The organism is Stenotrophomonas sp. STK16_22 (genome assembly GCF_051984505.1).
GTDB classification, from domain to species: domain Bacteria; phylum Pseudomonadota; class Gammaproteobacteria; order Xanthomonadales; family Xanthomonadaceae; genus Stenotrophomonas; species Stenotrophomonas maltophilia_A.
The window spans coordinates 2,402,354-2,421,906 of the sequence record NZ_CP196972.1; the positions used below are offsets into that span (position 1 = coordinate 2,402,354).

Consider the following 19,553-nt stretch of genomic DNA (forward strand, 5'->3'; position numbering starts at 1 on the left):
GCTTTGACCGTTTCCCGTACCGCCTCCGTGCTGACCTGGCTGCCCCTGGTCTCACGCATCATCGCCGCGTTGTTCGGCGGCTATGTGCTGGCCGCACTGTGCAGCATCGCGGCACTGGCGCTGCCCATTGATGGTCGCCAGGCCGTGTTCACCGGCATGCTGGCCAGCTTCCTGCTGTACGCCGGCGCCGTGGTCTGGGTGTTCGCGGTGCGCTCGGCGTGGCGTGCGTGGCTGGGCCTGATCGTCGCCGCGTTGCCCTTGTGGTTGATCGCACAGACGGTCGGCAACGGAGGCGCTGCATGAGCAAGGTCGATCGCACTCCGAAGCCACGCGGCATCCGCCAGACCATGTCCGACCTGCATATCTGGGTGGGGCTGCTGGCCGGCTGGATCCTGTACGCGATGTTCCTCACCGGCACCGCCAGCTACTTCCGCGACGAGCTCTCGCGCTACACCCGCCCGGAAATCGCCACACCGTCCGTGTTGCCGGACGCCGCTGTGGTCGCGCAGCGTACCGTCACGGCGATCATGGCCGACACGCCTGCGGCCAGCCAGATCAACCTGAGCCTGCCGAGCACGCGCATGCCGTGGGTGTCGGCGATGTGGGCCAGCCCGGGCGGGCGTGGCCGGCATGGCTTCGACTCGGGCCTGTTCGACGCCAGCACCGGTGCACCGCTGCAGGCACGTGACACCGGCGGCGGCGACTTCTTCTATGCCTTCCACTTCAACCTGCACTACATGCCGGCGATGTGGGGCCGCTGGATCGTCGGCCTGTGCGCGATGTTCATGCTGGTCGCCATCGTCAGCGGCGTGATCACCCACAAGAAGATCTTCGCCGACTTCTTCACTTTCCGCTGGGGCAAGGGCCAGCGCTCTTGGCTGGATGGACACGCGGCGCTGTCGGTACTCGGCCTGCCGTTCCACTTCATGATCACCTGGAGCGGCCTGGTGATGCTGGCGGTACTGTACATGCCGTGGGGCCTGGCCAAGCTGCCGGACAAGCGCCAGCAGGCCGAGGTCGTCAGCGAGATGCGCCTGTTCCTGCCACCGCAGAAGGCCGCCGGCCACCCTGCTCCGCTCACCAACGTCGGTGCACTGGTGCAGCAGGCCGAGCAGCGCTGGGGAGCCGGCGCGGTGGGCAGCGTGCAGGTGCAGAATCCCGGCGACGAGAACGCACGCGTGGCCGTGGTGCGTGCGCAGTCCAGCCGTGTTTCGACCACCCCGAACTATCTGCTGTTCGACGGCAGCGGTGGGCAGCTGCTGCAGATCAAGGAACACTCGGGCGTTGCGGCCGATACCCAGGGCGTGCTGTATGGCCTGCACCTGGGCCGCTTCGCCGATGCCGCCCTGCGCTGGCTGTACTTCATCGTCAGCCTGGCCGGCACGGCCATGGTCGGCACCGGGCTGGTGCTATGGACGGTCAAGCGCCGCGCGCAGCTGCCCAATCCGCAGCGCCCCTACTTCGGCTTCCGCCTGGTCGAGCGTCTCAACATCGCCACCGTCGCCGGCCTGTCGGTGGCGATGACCGCCTACCTGTGGGCGAATCGCCTGCTGCCCGTTGCCATGGACGCGCGCGCGGCGTGGGAGGTGCATGTGTTCTTCCTGGCCTGGGCGGCCATGTTCGTGCACGCCACGATGCGCACACCCAAGCGTGCATGGATCGAACAGTTCCTGCTGGCGGCGTTGCTGCTGGCGCTGCTGCCGGTGCTGACTGCGGTGACCACGCTGCATCCGCTGTGGCGCACGCTGGCCGCGGGCGACTGGGCATTCGCTGGCACCGACCTGACCCTGCTGGCATTGGCCGCCCTGCACACGCTGCTGGCCTGGCGCACCTGGCGGCATGCGCCGAAGGTGAAGCGTGCACGGCCGTCTGCCGCGTCACGCACTGCGGCACCGGAGGCCAGCGCATGATCCACGTCATTCTGTTCGTGTTGTCGCTGGCCGCGTTCGCCTGCCTGGCACTGGCGATGGAACGCCATCAGCGGGACGTGATGCATCGTGTGCTGAGCGCGCAGGCAACCCAGCAGCTGCGCGCGATGGGCTGGGCACTGCTGGTGTTCAGTACCGTGTTTGCCATGCGCGGGTTGGGCGTGGGTTCTGGTCTGGCCGCGCTGTCCGGTCACACCAGCGTTGCCGCGGGCGTGGTGGTGTTGGCGATGGTGGTGCATGGGCGGTGGAATCGGTAGATGCCCGCCTTGGTGGGCACCCATACACCACGGCGCCAACCAAGGTTGGCGACTACCGGGCCTGAGCGGCGTTGCTTTGGTAGCTGCCCACCTTGGTGGGCACCGGGAGCGATAGGCACCCATGCGCCGCTCGGCGCTACAGGAACTCCGCCATGCGCTGCAGTTCGTCTTCAAGCGCGCCACGAAACACCTTGTCGCGAGCCAGTGACTTGCCGGCATAGCCCACGCTGGACGCCAGTTCACCGTCGCGCACGCTGAGATTGGCCCAGCCCACCACCTGGTCGTGCCACAACACCGGCAACGCGTAGTAGCCGTATTGGCGCTTCGGTGCAGGCGTGTAGGCCTCGAACTTGTAGACCCAGCCCCACAGCAGCTCGAAGCGGCGGCGGTCCCACACCACCGGGTCGAACGGCGCCAGCAGGCGCACCTGTTCGTCCGGCGCATGCCGGCGCGAGCGCGGGTTCTCGTCGATCGGCCAGTACCAGGTGGTGCCCTCCAGCGTGCAGCTGGCCAACTGCTGCTTGGCCAACACCAACGCCTGCCGGGTCTGTTCGGCCAGATGCGGTGCGCCGTAGCCCAGTAGGCGCACCAGATAAGTCAGGCTGCCCGACGGCAGCGGCGCGTACTTGCGCACCACCAGATCGATCAGGGCGGCGGCGCGTTCAATCTGTGCCTGCTCGCTGGCATCAGCTTCCGCGTGGTCGGCTACGGCATAGATGCGGGTGCCGCTGTCGCGCCGCTGCACGCGCAGCAGGCCACGGTAGTGCATGCCATCCAGCAGGTGCGTGCTGGCATTGCTGGTACCGCCCCAGTAGTTGGTCACCCGACCATGCGCGAACGCCTGGTCGACCTCGCGCGGATGCACGCTGCCACGTTCGCGCACGAAGGCCAGCACGTCCGCCGCGCGGCGCTGCGTTTCGGCATCCCATGCGCGCCTGGAAACGCGCGGATGCATCAGCGCCAGATGCTCGCGCGGCAGGAAGCCGTAGTTCACCAGGCAATCTTCTTCCACCGGCAGGCGCGCATAACGCCGCTCAAGATCGCCTGCACGGTAGTCCTTCACGCGGTGGCGCAGGGTCAGGTCCTGCGCGCGTGCCGGTGCGCGGATCGGGTCGGCCTGCACGAAGCCCAGGCGCCGGATCGCGGTCAGCAGCGTAGTCGGTTTGAACAGCGTACGCGCCACCGCATGGCGGCGCAGATCATCGAGGGTGGGTGTGGCAGGCATGGCCGCATTGTAGATCCACGCCATGCGTGGATGGGGCCGTGGCAAAACGTGTAACGGCATCCACGCATGGCGTGGTTCTACCGAAGTTCCAACACCTCCAGCGAACCGATCACCAGCGCACGCATGCCCTGCTTGAACTCGGTGATCACCTGGCCCTCTTCGTCGTCGGCAATCCCGTAGACCGTGTCCGCACCGGCAATGCAGTAGAACGCGATCGTGGCCAGCAGCCAGCGTGCCTTGTCCAGCGGCAGGCCGAACACCTCGGCCACATGCGCCTGGTGCGAGGCGATCTTGTCCAGCATCGGTGCAGTCGCCACCGAACGGCGCAGCAGGTACGGCGGCAGCCCGGGGTGCGCTCTCACCACCTCGCACAGCGAATCCACGAACCCCAGCAGGTAAGCCTGCAGCCCACCCGGCGCATCGGCCGAGGCGCGTGGAATCTGCCAGCGCTGGAACACCGTGTCGGCCACCAGCCGCTTCAAGGCCTCCAGGTTGGCCACGCGCTTGTAGAGCGCGGCCTGGGTCACCGCCAGTTCGGCGGCCACGTTGGCCATGGTCAGGTTCGGCAGGCCCAGTTTGATACCGATGTCGGCCAGGCGATCGGGGGTGATGGTGGGCGGACGGCCACGGGCCGACGCCGGGGTTTCAGGGTGCATGTTCATACCGTAGCGAGGGTGCCAGCAAAGGGACCCTCTTGTCCGCTTCATATGGTTTAGTTTAATTTACTCAACTAATTCGGAATGCGTGTGGTTCGCAACCCCGCCGCCGTCCGCGATCGAGCCCATGGCTCACTTCCCGCCAGGTCCCCACCCAGCCGACAACCCTGCGCTGCGCCCTCCCCCGTGCTTGCCGTCGGCAGCGCGCCAGGCGCGTTCGCACCTGCCATTTACAGGAACCTGGCATGACCGTGTACCACCTTCCCTCTCCGCTGCAGCCCGCAGCGGCCGACATGATCCGCGTGCAGATGCATCCGCCGATGGCCCGGCGCTACCGCGTGTCGGCCCTGGCACTGGGGCTGCTGGCCTCGTTTGCAGCGCTGGCCGACTCCGCGCCGTCCACCCTGCCCTCGGTGCAGGTGCAGGAACAGCGTCGGGTGACCGGCGACTATGCCGGCGGCCAGGTGGCCTCGGGTGGCCGGGTCGGCCTGCTCGGCGACAAGGACTTCATGGATACGCCGTTCAGCACGGTCAGCTACACCGAAGCCTTCATCCGAGACCGCCAGGCCAAGGACCTCACCGACGTCATCGCCGCCACCGACCCCACGGTATTCAGCAACGGCGTGACCGGCGCCTGGAGCGAGAACTACGCCATCCGCGGCTTCGCCTCCAGCACCAGCGATACCACCTTCAACGGCCTCAGCGGCATGGCGCCGTACTACCGCACTTCGCCGGAAATGTTCGAGCGCATCGAGGTGCTGAAGGGCCCGTCCGCCCTGCTCAACGGCATGCCGCCGGGCGGCTCGGTCGGTGGCAGCGTCAACCTGGTGCCCAAGCGTGCGGGCGAGCAGCCGTTGCTGCGGGTCAGCGCCAACTTCGCCTCCGACGCGCAGTTCGGCACCCATGTGGATGTGGGCCGCCGCCTGGGTGCCGACAAGCAGTTCGGCATCCGTTTCAACGGTGCCTACCGTGATGGCGACGGTGCGGTCGGCAAGCAGCGCAAGAAGGTGCAGCTGGGTTCGCTGGCACTGGACTGGCGTGGCGAGCGTGCGCGGCTGTCGGCCGATCTGTACAGCGCCGACGACCGCGTGGACGGGCCGGCCCGTGGCGTCGGCCTGGCACCGGGCGTGGCGATTCCGCGGCCACCGCGTGGCGACACGCTGATCAACCCGGACTGGGCCTACGTGGACAGCCAGGACAAGGGCGCGATGCTGCGCGGCGAGCTGGACATCAACGAACACCTGTTGGCCTACCTGGCCTATGGCACCAGCAAGACCGACTACCGTTACAACGGCTCGATCAGCGCGCAGATCCTCAACCCGGCCGGTGACTTCACCACGGTGATGGGCCAGCTGGCGTTCGACATCAAAAGGCAGTCCGGTGATGCTGGACTGCGCGGCAGCTTTCGTACCGGCAGCGTGAGCCATCAGTGGGCCGCCAACGTGACCCACTACCAGCACACGCAGAACGACTACGGCCGCCGCAGCGTGCCGGGCTGGGACTGGACCACCAACCTCTACAACCCGGTGTGGGGCCCTGCGGCACCGTTCGTGGCACCGCACATCTCGCATACCGAGCTGAAGCTGGACAGCCTCGGCTTCGCCGACACCCTGTCCTTCGCCGATGACCGCGTGCAGTTGACGCTGGGCGTGCGCCGCCAGCAGGTAGTCAGCGAGACCTTCAACGTGGCCAGCGGTGCGCGCACCTCGCGCTATGACGAGAGCGCCACCACCCCGGCGGCCGCCCTGCTGGTGAAGGCCACCGATCAGCTTTCGGTCTACACCAACTACATCGAAGGCCTAAGCCAGGGCGCCACCGCACCGATGACCGCCGCCAATGCCGGCGATGTGTTTGCACCGTTCCGCACCAAACAGAAGGAGCTGGGCCTGAAGCTGGACCTGGGCAGCTTCGCGCATACCTTCAGCGTGTACGAGATCAAGCGCCCGAGCAGCTACACCGACCCGGTCACGAATATCTTCTCGTTCGGTGGCGAACAACGGAATCGTGGCGTGGAATGGGGCTTCTTCGGCTCGCCACTGGACGGCGTGCGCCTGCTGGGTGGCGTGGCCTACGTGCAGCCGAAGCTGACCCGCACCGCCGGTGGCGTGAATGAAGGCCGCATTGCTACCGCCGTTGCGCAGCGCCAGGCGAAGCTGGGCGTGGAATGGGATGTGCCTACTCTGGAGGGCTTGACCCTGACCGGCAATGCCACTGCGATGTCGAAGCAGTACATCAGCGCAGACAACCGCCTGTCGGTGCCGGGGCGCACCTTGTTTGATGTGGGTGCGCGTTACAGCACCACGATGGCCGGACGACCGCTTGCCCTGCGCGCCAGCGTGAACAACGTGACCAACAAGGCGTATTGGGGCATGCCGTTGTTGTCGAGCCTGGCGCTGGGCGCACCGAGGACGGTGCTGTTGTCGGCCACGATGGATTTCTGAGGCGGGCGGCACGCACGCACCACCTGTAGAGTCGAGCGTGGCTCGACCCTACAGAATGCCTGGCACCTCACTCTGTAGAGCCGAGCACGGCTCGGCTCTACAGGGACCCAGGCATCTGAAGGGTCAATCTCCGCTCAACAAGGGCTCACCACTTGTCGGAGAATCGAGCGACGGATTTGGCTCTTGAGTTCATGTTATCGAGCACAGTCTCCTGCCCTGGATTGAAGGCCCAGCGGCCATCCGGCAGCATCCGGTGCGGTGTCGGGTAGAAGGGGAGCTGATCTCCGGAGCCGATAACCGGCACAGGCTTTGAAACACTGTTGTCCGGAAGTCCCAATGCGAAGCCTGCCCGACGACTGAACGCAGACGTGGGGCACGTGAGCGCCGTGGCGATGACGAAGGACTTCTCGGTGTACGAATAGTCGGCCCAGTCGCAGACCTCGGATTTTGTCCAGCGGTTGCTTCCGCCGTAGTAAATGCCGTCAGCGCGGTGTTGCTTGAGCAGCGCCTGCAGGTTCCGATCGCGCGCAAGATCGGCAGGCACGTCCTTGAGGTCCACGCCGGGGTAGGTGAAGCCCTCGATGGGGTTGCCAACCAGCCTGTACCGGAACGTGGCACCCGAGTTCTCCAGTGCCTCGTTGGCCCGCCGGATGTTCTCGCGCATGAGCACCAGTGCATCCCACCTGTACAGAAACTCCCCGGCGCTCCTGTCAAGCACCCACAACAGGTCGATGGTGGTGGTTTCGCGCTCCCAAAGGCCGCGGTCGTTCACGCGGAATGCGATCTTCTCGTTTTGGAGTACGGGAACATTGAGGTTGTCGGCGATGATGTTCATCGTCATTACAGGATGACCCACCGCAATGACACGGAGCCCTTGCCGCGGCTTGGGAAGGATGACGTTGGGCGTGATCGGGGCGGAGACCGGAGCGTTCACTTCGATCACGTCATAGCCCTCGTCCTTCAGCCGTACTTCCTTCTGATTGGTTGTGTCAACCGGGCGAATCGACTGGCGCAACAGATGCCAGCGGTTCTGTTCGGCCACGAAGACGAACTCGTACTCATCGCCGCGGCGCAGGGGGAGATGCTTGCTGGCCGGGTCGCCTTTGTTCACCTTGATCTCTGAGTCCCAGGTTGCGCTGGAGCGCAGAATGATCCGATCCCGGTCATGCGCAACGCTCGGCGGGGTTACGGGAGAAGCCCACTCGCCATCCTGGAGTTCCATGACAGTACGGGATGCAACACGGTGGTACCGGTCTTTCACCTTTTTCTCTCTGTAAGGTGCATGCACCCACATCCATCGACGTGCGAAGGGATCGAATTCGGCCCGGACGGCCTCCCCCGATGCAACATCCATGCGCTGGCCGGGGAATGGCGTATGTGTTCCCAGCACCTTGGTCGCCGAAGTTGCATTGTTCTCGATGGTGATCGTGTCGAATGCCTTGCCAACAGAGGGCAGGATCAACTCACCAGCATGCTTGCCATTCCGCAGGTCGATGATGGAAATCAGCTGGCTATTGCGTGGAATCTGCCATCGTGATGTGTTTGGTGGGCTTTGCGACGAGCTATCCCAGGTATACACGGACTGGCCGCTCTTGCGCGAAAGAAAGGAGATGGCACGACCAGCAGCCAGCTTGAGTGGTTTGCCGGGGACGCCGCTGATTGAATCATGAATTTCCAGCGTCTTTTCACTGGAAGCTGCATTGTTGATGATGTCCAGCGGCCCGAATGCATGCGGAAGACGTATCTTGTCCATCCAGTTCCTGTCATTGACAGAGAACTCTGTGAGCATGCAACCAACGCCTGGCGGCGTGGAGGTATTGGGCAGCTGCTCCTTGAAGCCGATTGTTTCCGGCGTCCAATAGGTGGTTCTGCAGTTCGAACCCGCCGCGAGTACAGGCGTGATTGCCAGGCACAGAGCCAAGCCAAGCGTGGTGCGTGAGCGATTCATGTAAGCCTTCTGGATGGTTGAAGAAGTACGGCCTAGAGAGCCAATACAGCCTCGCTGCAGGCAGGCGCTTCTTCCATAGGACTGCTATGAAAAGCTACGTGGTTGAACTGCCACTGATGCGGCTACACTGATTGTGCCTGCCGTCCTGTAGAGCCGAACCATGCCCGGCTGCCGTTCGCGCGATGATGGAATGAGCCGAGCATGGCTCGACTCCACAAACGGCGATGCCAGAGCATCCACGCGTGGCGTGGATCTACTGAACGTCGGCCTACGCTTTCATTCCGGATGCAGGCGATAGATGGCCTGGTTGGTCAGCGCCAACGCGGCCAGCTTCAACCCTTCCATCACCCGGTCGCCCACGTAGTGCTCGGGGCCACCATTCTGCCGGGCGCGTTCGGCCGCCAGCAGGATCTCCTGCACCACGCGCAGGCCGGCCAACGCACCATCGGCATCGGCCAGCGCCAGGCAGCGGCCCGGCAGTTGATGGCGTTCGGGCCAGGGTTGCCCGTCGGCCGCCGCTCCCAGGCCAATCTGGTGCAGCAAGGCGATCAGGCTGTTGGGATCGGGCGTCTCCGCTGTGCCCTCATCGGTATTGGCCGGGGTGTACTGGGCGCGCAGAGGGGGAATATCGGTTGCGTTCATGGCAGGTCTCCGTGCAAGGCTACGGCACCGCCCTTAACAAAGGCGGCGGACGGTACGTGTGTGGAAACCGGTGACTAGTGCTATTGGCCGGCGGATGCGCTTGCGCGCACCCCACGTACCGCCCGCCATGGAACGCGAACGGATTGCCAGCCGGCGCCACACAAGGCGGCGCCGGCTGGCAAGTGTTACCAGCACATAGTCAACGGGCTTCCACACCCGGCCACCCTTTTTCGGTGGCACCCCATCATGGGCACAACTGCGCGGCAGACATCAAGCGCCGCAGCGGCACAGACGGAGACATCATGTAACGGGCGGCATTGTCGCATACTGCCGAAGCGGCGAATACGCCTTGTTTTCAGCGCTCAACCCGCCTCCGCCTCGCGGCTATGCGGGTCACCCGACCTTCGCTGTGGCGCCCCGACCGGACGCCACAGCGCGCCAGCGGCGACAGGCCTCAGAACTGGTACTGCAGGCCCAGGTTGATCGCGCTGACCTTCAGCTCACCCTTGCTCGGACCGGCGCGGTAGTCACTCTTGCCCAGATTGTCCAGATCCAGGCGCAGGGCCATGGCGTCGTTGAACCAATAGCGGGCGCCCACGCCCACACCCACGTTGATCTCGTTCGTCTTCACCCAGTACGGCTTGACGCTGCCCTCGCGCCAGTGGCTGCGCTCATTGCCAACATAGAGCTTGCCGACCAGTTCGAAGCGGTCGCCCAGCGGCACGATGCCCACCACCGCGCCGCGCATGCCGTAGCTGCTCACCTCGCCGAGCTCGAGCAGATCCGCCTTGCCCAGCGTTGAATGCGCTTCAACCTCCACGGCCAGGTGCCGGTTCCAGCGATAGCCTGCGCCGGCATGAAGGCTGGACACCGTGTCGTTCTGCTTGACGGATTTCTCTTTGGTGGACAGCTCGCCTTCGATACCGGTGGCACCGATGCCGCCAAAGGCGTAGAAGCCTTCGTGGTCTGCGGCCTGGGCGGCGATGGGAGCGGTAGCGAGTGCCAGTGCGGCGAGGAGGGGAGCAACTGTCTTCTTGTTGAACATGCGGCCTGTTTCCAGTGTTGGTGGAAGGCTCAGCCTCCTCCGCAACCAACGCCAGCGGTATAGGATAACGACGAATTTTCAGCCTGAATTCACGCACCTTTCACCTGGATTCAGGCTCAGCGTCGAACGACGTTCGACGCTACGGGCGCTTAATAACAGGATTTTCCTGGTGCAGAATGCCGTCATCATCCACCCAGCTGTAGCGCACCGCTGTCAGTGGCCCGGTGTACCCAGCCGGATAGGCCAGGGTCTTCGTCTCTCCCGGCGCGAGATAGAAGCTGTCAAGTGGACGCTCGCCTGCTGCAGATACCAGCGTCATCTCCGCAACATTGAAGTAGTGCCGGGAATCGTTGTGTAGCGTCAGTGCATCCTGCGTCTGGTTGAAGCGGACCTTGGCCGCGGGGTTCTCTGGCGCGCCCAAGCCAGCAGGCCGATAGAACACCTTCATACGGAAACGAATCGCCAGCTGCACGGTGTTCTCTCCCGTGGTGGTTTCGCGCGGGGGCACGTCCATTACATTCAGCCAATAAAGGTGCTCAAGATCTCCTTTCGGTGCTCGCTCCGGGAGGCCGCGCACGCGCAGAACCTGCGATTGCCCCGCATCCAGCCGGAACAAGGGCTTGTCGAGAACGAATGGCGCCCGGGAGGCTTCGGCCTTCTGCTCAATGCCGCCATCGGCGACCCATGCCTGGATCAGCGAGGCACGTTGTCCTTCATTTTTCAGAACAACTGCTACTTCCGGTTGCCCTGCCGGATAGATCACACGCGTCCCCTGCACGGAGACTTCCGCCTTTGCTGCCACACCAAACAGCAGCGGCAGCGCAGCAATCAGGCAGCGCAAGGTTGTACTCATGGCCATGCTCGCTCCGCGCGTTTCGCTTTGCTTCAAGGGAAAGTGAGGCTGAACACCAGGCCCGCATTGGCATCACCTGGCGTGATGGTGGGCAGGGTCTGCTGGTAACGCACGCCGAATGCCTTGGTCAGCACCTCCGTGCTGGAGGAGCCACGCCCGAACTCCTTCGTGTCGTAGAACCGCATGGGCGAGCCGTCGCCATCAAGGAACTGATAGGCCACGCCTACTACACCACCACTGGCTTCTGCCAAGCCCTGTTCGCTGTTGATCACCGCGGTGGTTGGTACGGCCTGATAGTTCACCTGCCCAACACCCGCCTCGCAATCCAGCACCAGCTCGTAGCGGCGCTCGCCCGCATGCGAACCCTCGCCTTTGAACCTCGATACAGGAATAGACCCCATCGGTACATCCTGGCCCCGCATCCTGCAGCTGGGACGATCGCGGATTGTCAGAACACCCGAGCCAATCCATAGATTTTCGTCAGTGAAAAGCCCACCGGAACGATCGTACAAACGGGATTGCATGATCATCCTTGCCAAAGTGGTCCTGCTGCCACTGGGCAGATCACCCGTGCGGATATACTTGACCATGATGCGGGTGCCGACATCCCCGGCAGGGGTGTCACCCTCGCTGAGCAAGACCTCGTCGTAGCCCAGGGCAGAAGGCCTGCCCTGTCCACCGCGCGACGATTCGACCAGGAACACAAAGCCCACGCCTTCCACACCGGTGGGGTACACCACATAGGAAGCACCGCTTTCGTGGTAACGCTCGATGTTGAAGCCACCATGGCTTTCCACCCTATGGCTGATGACATCACTGGACGAACAATGGAACTCCGCAGTGGGGGCGCCGCCATTTGCCACCAGCCACGGTGTAAGAGCGCCATTCAATGGCACATCCCTGCCGCTGAATTCGACATTCGCTGGCGCGGAGAAGCGAGGGTTGACGCCTCCGCCGCTGCAGGCTGCATGCGCCAACAACGGGCAGCATAGGAAGGCGCACGCTGCCGCCAACAGCCGACGACGGGTACGAGGCACCAAGGACACCCAGGCTGCGAGGCGCAAGGACGACCGGAAGAGTTCAGGCATGACGAGCACCTGCGCCAGCAATGCGCGAATGTTCCACACCGTACAGGACACAGGCAAGGGCTCCGCGCGGGGAAACCAATGGCGGGTCATCGCGGCGATGGCCTTGGCGGCGCCCAAGGCACGTCCCACGGTATTTGGCGTACACATACGGTACTGCCCCACAGGCAAAAGAAGAGGCTGACAGGATCGGCAACAGGCAGGTGAGCATATATAGGACATGTACCAAACGCGGACGCCCTCACAATATCTTCACCTGGAGCAGTCCCTCCCGCAGGCCATTGGCAGTGCTCCTGTGCGTCGCTTACTCTCCACCACAGGCGCCATGCGGCCCGGAGGCCCACACCATGAAAAGGACCGTCTTCATCTGGCGATACGTCGCACTGCTGTGCCTGTTGGCACCCGCGGGGGCGGTGGAGGCGGCCTGCTCGGCCGGGCCGCAAAAATGGATGGCGGCGCTGGCAGGCTATTACGATTCCTACGAGGCAGGCGATGTTGTAGTCGACTGGATGACAGCGCCGGTCGCGTACTACGTGGATTGCGATCCCATTTCAAGCGCACAGATGATGCTTCGCTCCGCAACCGGGTTTGCCGGGTTCCACCAGGGGCGCACCACGTTCCGGACGGACCATGAAGGTATTGGCATTCAGATGGAGTACCGCTATGTGCAATCCATCAACGGCGCGGGCCAGCCGGTCTACTCCGAATGGCAGGAGCCAGGAACAGCAGGCACCCCCATCACAGCGCATGCGCACTACGTGAAAGGCACCCCCACGGCACCCATCATTGTTGAAGTGGACTACCGGTTCATCGCGCTGCGTGAGTTCTCCGGGGAAACCATTGCCATGGGCGATCTGGAACCCTTGGTGGCGTCGGACCGCAGCTACGGTTTTTCGCTGGAGCAACTGTCGGTAGAGGGCCCCCAACGAAGGCTGCGCGAGATAGCCAGCTGTAGCTTCAGCGCAAGGCCGCCCACCTCGCTGCGCCTGCCAGACACCCACACCTCCCTCCTGAAGAATACGGGTGACATGGGAGAGCCGGCCGATTTTTCCTTCAGCTGGAGCTGTCGCGCCGGCAATCAGGGCCATAGCGGCAGGGGCGATTTCCGTTTCAGGTCGGCCGACGCCATCACTGACTCAGCTGGACACCTGGCTACCAGCGGCGACGCCAAAGGCGTGGACATGCTGGTGACCTTGGAGCGCTCCGACGGAACCCAGGAGCCCATCGTTTTTGAGACATGGTACGCAAACCACTTGAGCCCGGGTACGGGCGGCCTACCCAGCAGCGGCAGCCAGGCCATGCAGGTGCGCTTCATCCGCAACGCCAGCCCCCTGGTGCCGGGAACAGCCAGCAGCACCCTGACCATCGAAGCCATTCCCTTCTAGGCGCAGACCCATGTTGAATCGCACGCTGTTGACGCTGCTTCTGGCCTCGCTGTCCCTGCCGGCTAGTGCAGATCTGCAGGTCAATGCTACTCGCGTGGTTCATGAGCAAGGCAGCACCGCAGCAACCAGCATCCGGGTGCGCAACATCGGCAGCGACCCATCGCTCATTCAGGCGTGGGTGGACCAAGGCAACGGGGAGTTGCCACTGGAGGCTCTGCGAACCCCCTACTTTGTGACGCCCCCACTGTTCCGGCTGGATGCAGGCAAAACCCGTGACATTCAGATCCGCGAAGCGGAGACCCGCACCTTGCCCACTGATCGAGAATCACTGCTGTGGCTGAACATCGCCGATGTCCCTGCCCGCACAACTGGCGCCAACGCGCCGACGCTCGAATTTGCGATGCGCTGGCGGCTGAAAGTCTTTCATCGCCCTGCGGGGCTGACTGGCAGCCCCGAGGAAGCACCTGCGGCACTGCGGTGGAGCGTCAGGACCGATGCTACTGGCCAGATCGCGTTGCATGTGACGAACCCCACGCCCTATTTCGTCAGCTTGGCGGACCTCAAGCTGGGAGCCCTGGCCCTCTCCATTGAAGCAGATCGCGCCCAGGTCCCCCCGTTCGGCGAATGGTCACGAACATTGCCAGAGAAACCCAGCGTCCCTGCAAATGCGCTCGACGTGAAGATGACATGGGTCGACGACAGGGGGATCGAGCACAGCGCTCAGCGCCCGCTTGATCTGTCTCACTGATTCCGGCTCAAGCCGCTCCGTTTGCTGGCGACCGTACGCGCTCGACTACCGACCGGAAACGCTTGCCTGGCCGTTACGCGCCCTTCCAGCATCATCAACCCACCTGAAGTTCAACTGCACGCCCTCGGTATCGCCGTGCAATGGCAATGACCACTCAGAGAAGGGCGCAATCAATGCGTTGCTTGGCTCAAGCAGCAGCTGTCGTCCGTCTAGATCGAGCCGTGCCAGACTAACGTGAAAGGGCGTTGGGTTTCGAGCAATCAAGCGAGACGTCTCACCGCTACTCTCGATCTGCCAGTCCACCACGGATGCGGCCGTGTCAACCGAGCCCTTCAGGTTTTTCGGACGATGAAAGACCTTGATCCGCCAGTTTACGGCGTACTCAAGCTTCGGCGCCGTGTCCTGTCGAACCCCGGCAGGAACATCAAGGATATTGAGCCAGAACACAGACTCGCGATCTTGAGGCAAGGACTGGCCGGAGATTGCACGAATCATGATGTCGCGATTCCGGCCAGGTGACAGCTTGAACATCGGCGGGACAACCACATACGGAACTTTCAACTGCTCCGGACGCGCGGCCCCGTCTCCCACGTCGATCCATGCCTGCACCAGGGAGTCACGGACACCGTCGTTCCACACCCGCACGGAAACCGGTGAGTCGCCAGCCTGCACCACACGGCTGTGCTCCACGCCCAGATCGGCCTGTGCCAAGGGGCAAACTGCCAGAAGGCCAGCAACCATGATGTATATGAATCTGCGCATTGATTGCCCTCACCATGGCTCGATGTAGATCAGCAGCGAACCATTCGCCTCGCCGGCAACCAGAGGATCCGCATTGCGCCTATAGCGCACGTCGAGGTACTCGGTGCCTTCCTCTGCCTCGTACTTAATCCATCGGGGTCTTTCGCCAGGCGTGCTGAACACAACAGGCACCATCGTTCCACCATCACGACGCCTCACCTGCAGGTCCACTCCCGTTGCGCCTCCAGTGACACTCATCAAGCCTTGTTCTGCATTCACCAGTGTGGTGCCGGCTTCGTATTTAATCCCCATTGCTTCCTCTTCACCCTGGTTTCCGTAGTCGCATTGGAAGCTCCAGCTGAATTCGGCCGCTCGCCCAACGTCGCCTTCATCCTTCAGGGATGAAACATGCGTAAACGGAAGCTCGACCTTTCGCCCGTCAACCGCCCCTGTGAACGCACAACTGCGCTGTATGGGCGCATCCAGCCGGAACCCTGTAAAGACCCGCTGGTTGAGCGCATTTCCGTAGGTCAGGTCCGTTACATCGGCAACCTGCACCCTTCCGACCCGCTGATCCCCGCTGAAGGCCCTAAGTGCCACAAAGCGCGCGCGGTAATTCAGGCCAACATACTCAGTGATGGGGTGAGTCCCTACGAAACTTCTGGTGACATGGGTCGCGGCGGTCGTGCTCAGATCGTACCAAGCCGACCAAGACGGGCCGCCACCTTCCCCTCTTCCCCTATTGTACTGATACTGGAACTGAACACCGACGTTGGCGTTGTCGGTAGCAAAAACCGGCATTTCATCGACGGTACCGACCGGCACAGACGTTGCGACAATGGATAGCGAGACCCATACGTTCGGGGCACAACCCTCAAGATAGTTTCCCTGAGCGCCATTGGACCAATCTGTAATCACAGCGCCCACGGAAAAGCCATCCTGGTACACCAGGTTCCGGCTCTCGATAAGCTCATTGGGGTCCGCAGTGCACGCCATTGCTCCAGCGAAGGGCAGCAACCCACCAACGACAAAGGCCAGTTTCATCATCGTGGCTCGGCCCGCCCCACCAAGATGGGTAGAGATCATTGTGATCGATTGCATGCTCTTCATAGCGCTACCTGCTTCAGTTCGGGGCGCCAGGCGCCATCTCGCTTTCGGAATGTTCATTGCGCTCAGCAACGTTGGCACGCAGGCAACTGCTGATGTACAGCTGGTCACTGGCCGCAGCACCAAGGTCATAGCTGATGGTGCAGCTCTGCGCCGGATTCGCACCCGGATTCACCCGCAGTTGCCCCTTGTCATTGATACCGCGCACCCACAGGCGGCTACCCTGCCCGACCACACCGACCACCTGGCCGGCCTCGTCATAGACGTCCAGGCCGAATGGCAGCGGCTGGCCCTGGTTGTCCAGCGCCTCGATCAACGCAGTGCGGCCGCTGGCGGTCGGGATGACCGCCTTGACCACCGCACCGGCGGTGGGCACCGCCGTTACCGAGCCACTCTTCAGTTCGACATCCATCGGCAGACCGGTGGGATCGACCGCGATTTCATTCATGCGATAGGCGCTGAGGTACGGCACCACCGCATAGCCACGCTTATTGGTCTTGACGCCGCGATAGCTGCCGACACCTGCACCCGGGCCATCCGGAACGTGGACCAGGCCCACCGTGTCGCCCAGGCGCTGCGAGAATGTGACGCCGTCGCCGTGCAGCACCACGCCACCGGATGCAGACAGACCCAGCTGCTGGCTGGTGTCGCTGCGGCTCCACGACGCGTTGAGGTTCGCAACCGGTGCGGCATAGGCGACGTTCGCGCCAATGTTGGTGCTGCCGGGTGCCTGGCCGTAGGACAGGTTGTAACTGCCCTGCATGCCATCGCCGAAGCTGCCATTGACACCGGCGCGGTAGCTACCGCCGTTGCGGTCACTGCTGGCGCTGGCACTCAGGCGCGGTGCGGCTGGCGCACGGCCCAGCGGCACGCTGACGCTCAGATAGGCACCCGTGCTCTGCTTCTGGCTTCCACGGTTGAACAGCGACGATTCCAGCGTGCGGCGGGCACTGATGCTGTACGAAGCACGGCCCAGCTGGCCGTTGTAGCCCAGCGAGAAGTTGGTGGTGCGGCGGTTCTCGCTCCAGTAGTCAGTGGTGCTGCCGTTGAGGTACAGCGAGCCCTTCGGCAGGCGCTGGTTGACGGTCAGGTCGATCCGGCTGCGCTGGCGCGTCACACTGGAGCCTGAGTTACCGTTGGCCAGATCGTGGCGCAGGCGCGCCGCATCGCTGAAGGACAGATAGCCCTCCGTCGAGTAGCGGTAGGCCGCCAAGGTGAAGCTGGTGGCCGTATTGAAGCTGCGGCTGTACGCCAGGCGATAGGACTGGCCCTGCATGCGCTTGCCGAAGCCCTCCATCGGCGACGGCAGCCGCGTATCAGAGAAGGTCACGTCGCCAGAGAAGGCACCGAGACGGGTATTCAGCGCGCCGCCAAGAATGATCGCGTTGTAGCCATCGGCAACGGTCGCGCCACCAAACGCGGTGAAGCCACTGCCCACGCCACGGCGCAGGGTCGCCTCAACGAACGCGGGCGCGTCGATCGCATCATTGCGCAGCTGACCGACCGTCAAGCTGGTGCGCTGCTGGCCCTGACGCAGCAACTGCGGCACCGAGGCAAACGGCACGACAAAGGTCTCCACACGACCGTCTGCTTCGGTGACCTCAACCTCAAGATCGCCGCTGCCCGCCGTATTGCGCAGGTCGTCGATCTCAAACGGTCCCGGTGCCACCGTGGTTTCGAACACCACACGGCCTGCCTGACGGATGGTTACCCGCGCATTGGTCTGAGCCAGGCCGCGAACCATCGGCGCATAGCTGCCAAACACTTCCGGCAGCATGCGCGGATCGGTGCGTAGATTGATGCCGGTATAGCTGACCGAATCGAACAGGTCGCCCGCAGTGGATGATTCCCCTACCGTCAGCTGGGCATTCAGCGCACGGATTTCGCGCTCGGCAAAGCTACGGCTTGCGCTGTAGTTGCGATTGCCGTTGCTGTCCTGCGAAAAGTAGCCGCTGTGGCGGAAGCGCCAGGCACCCAGATTCAGCCCGGCATCGATGGTCGCGCCGGTGTGGCTACTCTGGCGGCCGCCGCTCTCGAAGCGATTGTGGTTGACGCTGTAGTTGATGAGCGCCGCATTGATGCCCGTATCCCAGCGGTCCGGAGCCACCCAGCCGCTACGGTTCGAGCGCAGATAGGCCTGCGGAATGGAGACTTGCAGCTGCTGCTCACCGCTGTCCAGGTACACGCTGGCCGACGGGATGAAGCGCGAGATCGCCTCGCATGTTGCCTGCTCCGGCAACGGCAGCAGATCGCGGCCTTCATCCTTCTGGCGGTAGGCGTCCAGCTTGGTCTCGTCCAGCGACATCAGCGCAAACAACGCCGGATCCAGGCACAGAGTTACCTCACCATCTTCACCTGCACGTGCCTCAACATCGTGACGGCCCACCAGCACGTCATTGACCACGATGTCGGCACTGTAGGTGCCGGGCAGCGGGCCATCATTCTGGAAGCGGCTCAGGTCCAGGCCAGCACCTGCTCCATGCAGGAAGTCTGCATTGAACTCCAGCGCAGGGGCCGCCATCGCACCGACCGGCAGCAGTGCAGCAAGCACGGCCGCAGCGAGGCGGTGGTGACGCAGCATCGATGTCGAAGATGGACGGTTCATGAGAAATTTCCAGTTCAAGGGCACAAGAGGGCTCGGAGCCCGCGAGGCAGGCCCATGCCGCTGAAACGCGGTGGGAATTCAGACGACGATCAGGGCTGGGAGAGCGGCAGACTGATGCTGCGCACACCGCCCATATCGTTGATATATTCGAACGTGATGCTCTGACCGAGCGATTGGCGTTGTGCATGGCTCAGCCGATAGCGGGCCGAACCCATTGGCGGAACTGCGCCCGTGCCAACATCGACCTTTCCACTTGTAACGTCGACACTGTTTACGTTGACGAAGAACGGCGAACCGTTGGTGGCCTGCAGCTCCCACTCCTGGCCGTCCTTGACAACGCTCCATTGCAGTTGAGCGGGCGCTTGGCTGGCTCCGTCAGCACGAAGGGCCTTGGGCCGGTAGAGAAGCTTCATCTTCTTGTTGAGGACGAGATGGAGCATCTGCTGGGTACCACCATCGCCACGTGCAGCTGCGGGCACCTCTCGGACGTTGAACCAGAACAGGCTTTCACGATCCTGCGGAAGCTGTACCCCCGCAGGCATGATACGAATGACCTGGCTCCTGCCCCCATCGATACGGAACAGTGGCGGCCGAATGACAAACGGCACAGTGGAGGATTTCGGCTCAGAGCCAGACGCCTCCTCGGAAATCCACGTCTGCACCAATGACGGGTTGTTTGACTCGTTCGTGACGCGGACAGTGGCTTCACGCTTGTTCTCAGCGAAGATGATGCGTGTGCTGTCGAGGTAGATACGGGCTTCCGCGGTCGACACACCGCTCGACGCGAGCAGCGCAAGCGATGCAGTAGCAGCGAATGAGATAGTGCGCAACATGGTTGGACTCCGGCAGGCGTGTGGCGGCGCTGCGCCGGGGCCAATGACGGCCCC

Annotated in this window: 17 protein-coding genes; 6 read left to right on the forward strand and 11 right to left on the reverse strand. The window is 63.4% G+C overall.

Going from position 1 to position 19,553, the window contains the following annotated elements; translation table 11 throughout:
* Window positions 1-3: 3 nt before the first annotated feature.
* From ACSYAO_RS11105 to ACSYAO_RS11115, 3 genes are read left to right on the forward strand one after another with little or no spacing between them, the layout of a single operon-like run.
* Entirely contained in the window at window positions 4-303 is a 300-nt protein-coding gene (locus ACSYAO_RS11105) for a DUF3649 domain-containing protein (protein WP_049422199.1), read from the forward strand.
* Entirely contained in the window at window positions 300-1,910 is a 1,611-nt protein-coding gene (locus tag ACSYAO_RS11110; RefSeq protein WP_049461022.1) for a PepSY-associated TM helix domain-containing protein, read from the forward strand. The genes ACSYAO_RS11105 and ACSYAO_RS11110 overlap by 4 nt, the downstream gene beginning before the upstream one ends.
* Complete coding sequence (locus ACSYAO_RS11115; RefSeq protein ID WP_049461020.1) at window positions 1,907-2,185, forward strand: DUF3325 domain-containing protein; 279 nt, start codon at window positions 1,907-1,909, stop codon at window positions 2,183-2,185. Before ACSYAO_RS11110 ends, ACSYAO_RS11115 begins: the two co-directional genes overlap by 4 nt.
* A gap of 136 nt (window positions 2,186-2,321) precedes the next feature.
* On the opposite strand, the gene ACSYAO_RS11120 is transcribed toward ACSYAO_RS11115, so the two are convergent.
* Both ACSYAO_RS11120 and ACSYAO_RS11125 read right to left on the reverse strand, forming a co-directional pair.
* A complete protein-coding gene (locus ACSYAO_RS11120; protein ID WP_238380411.1) occupies window positions 2,322-3,434 on the reverse strand; it encodes a DNA glycosylase AlkZ-like family protein in 1,113 nt (370 codons plus the stop codon).
* 53 nt (window positions 3,435-3,487) lie between these two features.
* Window positions 3,488-4,072 carry a TetR/AcrR family transcriptional regulator gene (locus ACSYAO_RS11125; protein WP_049461018.1) on the reverse strand — a complete coding sequence of 195 codons (585 nt, stop codon included), beginning with the start codon at window positions 4,070-4,072 and terminating at the stop codon, window positions 3,488-3,490.
* 239 nt (window positions 4,073-4,311) lie between these two features.
* Here ACSYAO_RS11125 and ACSYAO_RS11130 point away from each other — a divergent pair, with 239 nt between their 5' ends.
* A complete protein-coding gene (locus tag ACSYAO_RS11130; protein WP_049461016.1) occupies window positions 4,312-6,507 on the forward strand; it encodes a TonB-dependent receptor in 2,196 nt (731 codons plus the stop codon).
* Window positions 6,508-6,652: 145 nt separating this feature from the next.
* On the opposite strand, the gene ACSYAO_RS11135 is transcribed toward ACSYAO_RS11130, so the two are convergent.
* From ACSYAO_RS11135 to ACSYAO_RS11155, 5 genes are all read right to left on the reverse strand, one after another.
* Window positions 6,653-8,455 carry a hypothetical protein gene (locus tag ACSYAO_RS11135; protein WP_149908511.1) on the reverse strand — a complete coding sequence of 601 codons (1,803 nt, stop codon included), beginning with the start codon at window positions 8,453-8,455 and terminating at the stop codon, window positions 6,653-6,655.
* Window positions 8,456-8,731: 276 nt separating this feature from the next.
* Complete coding sequence (locus tag ACSYAO_RS11140) at window positions 8,732-9,097, reverse strand: hypothetical protein (RefSeq protein WP_049461010.1); 366 nt, start codon at window positions 9,095-9,097, stop codon at window positions 8,732-8,734.
* Between the two features lie 454 nt (window positions 9,098-9,551).
* The gene (locus ACSYAO_RS11145) at window positions 9,552-10,142 is read right to left on the reverse strand and encodes an outer membrane beta-barrel protein (RefSeq protein ID WP_049461008.1); all 591 of its coding nucleotides are present in this window, start codon (window positions 10,140-10,142) and stop codon (window positions 9,552-9,554) included.
* A gap of 139 nt (window positions 10,143-10,281) precedes the next feature.
* Window positions 10,282-10,995 (reverse strand): fimbrial biogenesis chaperone, encoded by a 714-nt coding sequence (locus ACSYAO_RS11150; RefSeq protein ID WP_080356495.1) that lies wholly within the window; start codon window positions 10,993-10,995, stop codon window positions 10,282-10,284.
* 32 nt (window positions 10,996-11,027) lie between these two features.
* Window positions 11,028-12,200, reverse strand: coding sequence for a fimbrial protein (locus ACSYAO_RS11155; RefSeq protein ID WP_223224627.1), 1,173 nt, complete (start codon window positions 12,198-12,200; stop codon window positions 11,028-11,030).
* 227 nt (window positions 12,201-12,427) lie between these two features.
* Between ACSYAO_RS11155 and ACSYAO_RS11160 the strand changes: the two genes are divergently transcribed.
* Together ACSYAO_RS11160 and ACSYAO_RS11165 are read left to right on the forward strand one after the other, a co-directional pair.
* Window positions 12,428-13,465, forward strand: a complete 1,038-nt coding sequence (locus tag ACSYAO_RS11160) for a fimbrial protein (protein WP_049461005.1) — start codon at window positions 12,428-12,430, stop codon at window positions 13,463-13,465.
* A 10-nt stretch (window positions 13,466-13,475) separates the two neighbouring features.
* Entirely contained in the window at window positions 13,476-14,213 is a 738-nt protein-coding gene (locus ACSYAO_RS11165) for a fimbrial biogenesis chaperone (RefSeq protein ID WP_049461003.1), read from the forward strand.
* 45 nt (window positions 14,214-14,258) lie between these two features.
* Here the strand turns inward: ACSYAO_RS11165 and ACSYAO_RS11170 are convergent, their stop codons facing one another.
* From ACSYAO_RS11170 to ACSYAO_RS11185, 4 genes are all read right to left on the reverse strand, one after another.
* Window positions 14,259-14,954, reverse strand: a complete 696-nt coding sequence (locus ACSYAO_RS11170) for a fimbrial biogenesis chaperone (RefSeq protein WP_161802494.1) — start codon at window positions 14,952-14,954, stop codon at window positions 14,259-14,261.
* A 30-nt stretch (window positions 14,955-14,984) separates the two neighbouring features.
* Window positions 14,985-16,064, reverse strand: coding sequence for a fimbrial protein (locus ACSYAO_RS11175; RefSeq protein ID WP_049460999.1), 1,080 nt, complete (start codon window positions 16,062-16,064; stop codon window positions 14,985-14,987).
* A 13-nt stretch (window positions 16,065-16,077) separates the two neighbouring features.
* Window positions 16,078-18,666: a fimbria/pilus outer membrane usher protein gene (locus tag ACSYAO_RS11180; protein ID WP_049460997.1), complete on the reverse strand. Its 2,589-nt coding sequence runs from the start codon at window positions 18,664-18,666 to the stop codon at window positions 16,078-16,080.
* A gap of 89 nt (window positions 18,667-18,755) precedes the next feature.
* Window positions 18,756-19,499 carry a fimbrial biogenesis chaperone gene (locus ACSYAO_RS11185; RefSeq protein WP_049460995.1) on the reverse strand — a complete coding sequence of 248 codons (744 nt, stop codon included), beginning with the start codon at window positions 19,497-19,499 and terminating at the stop codon, window positions 18,756-18,758.
* Window positions 19,500-19,553 lie beyond the last annotated feature (54 nt).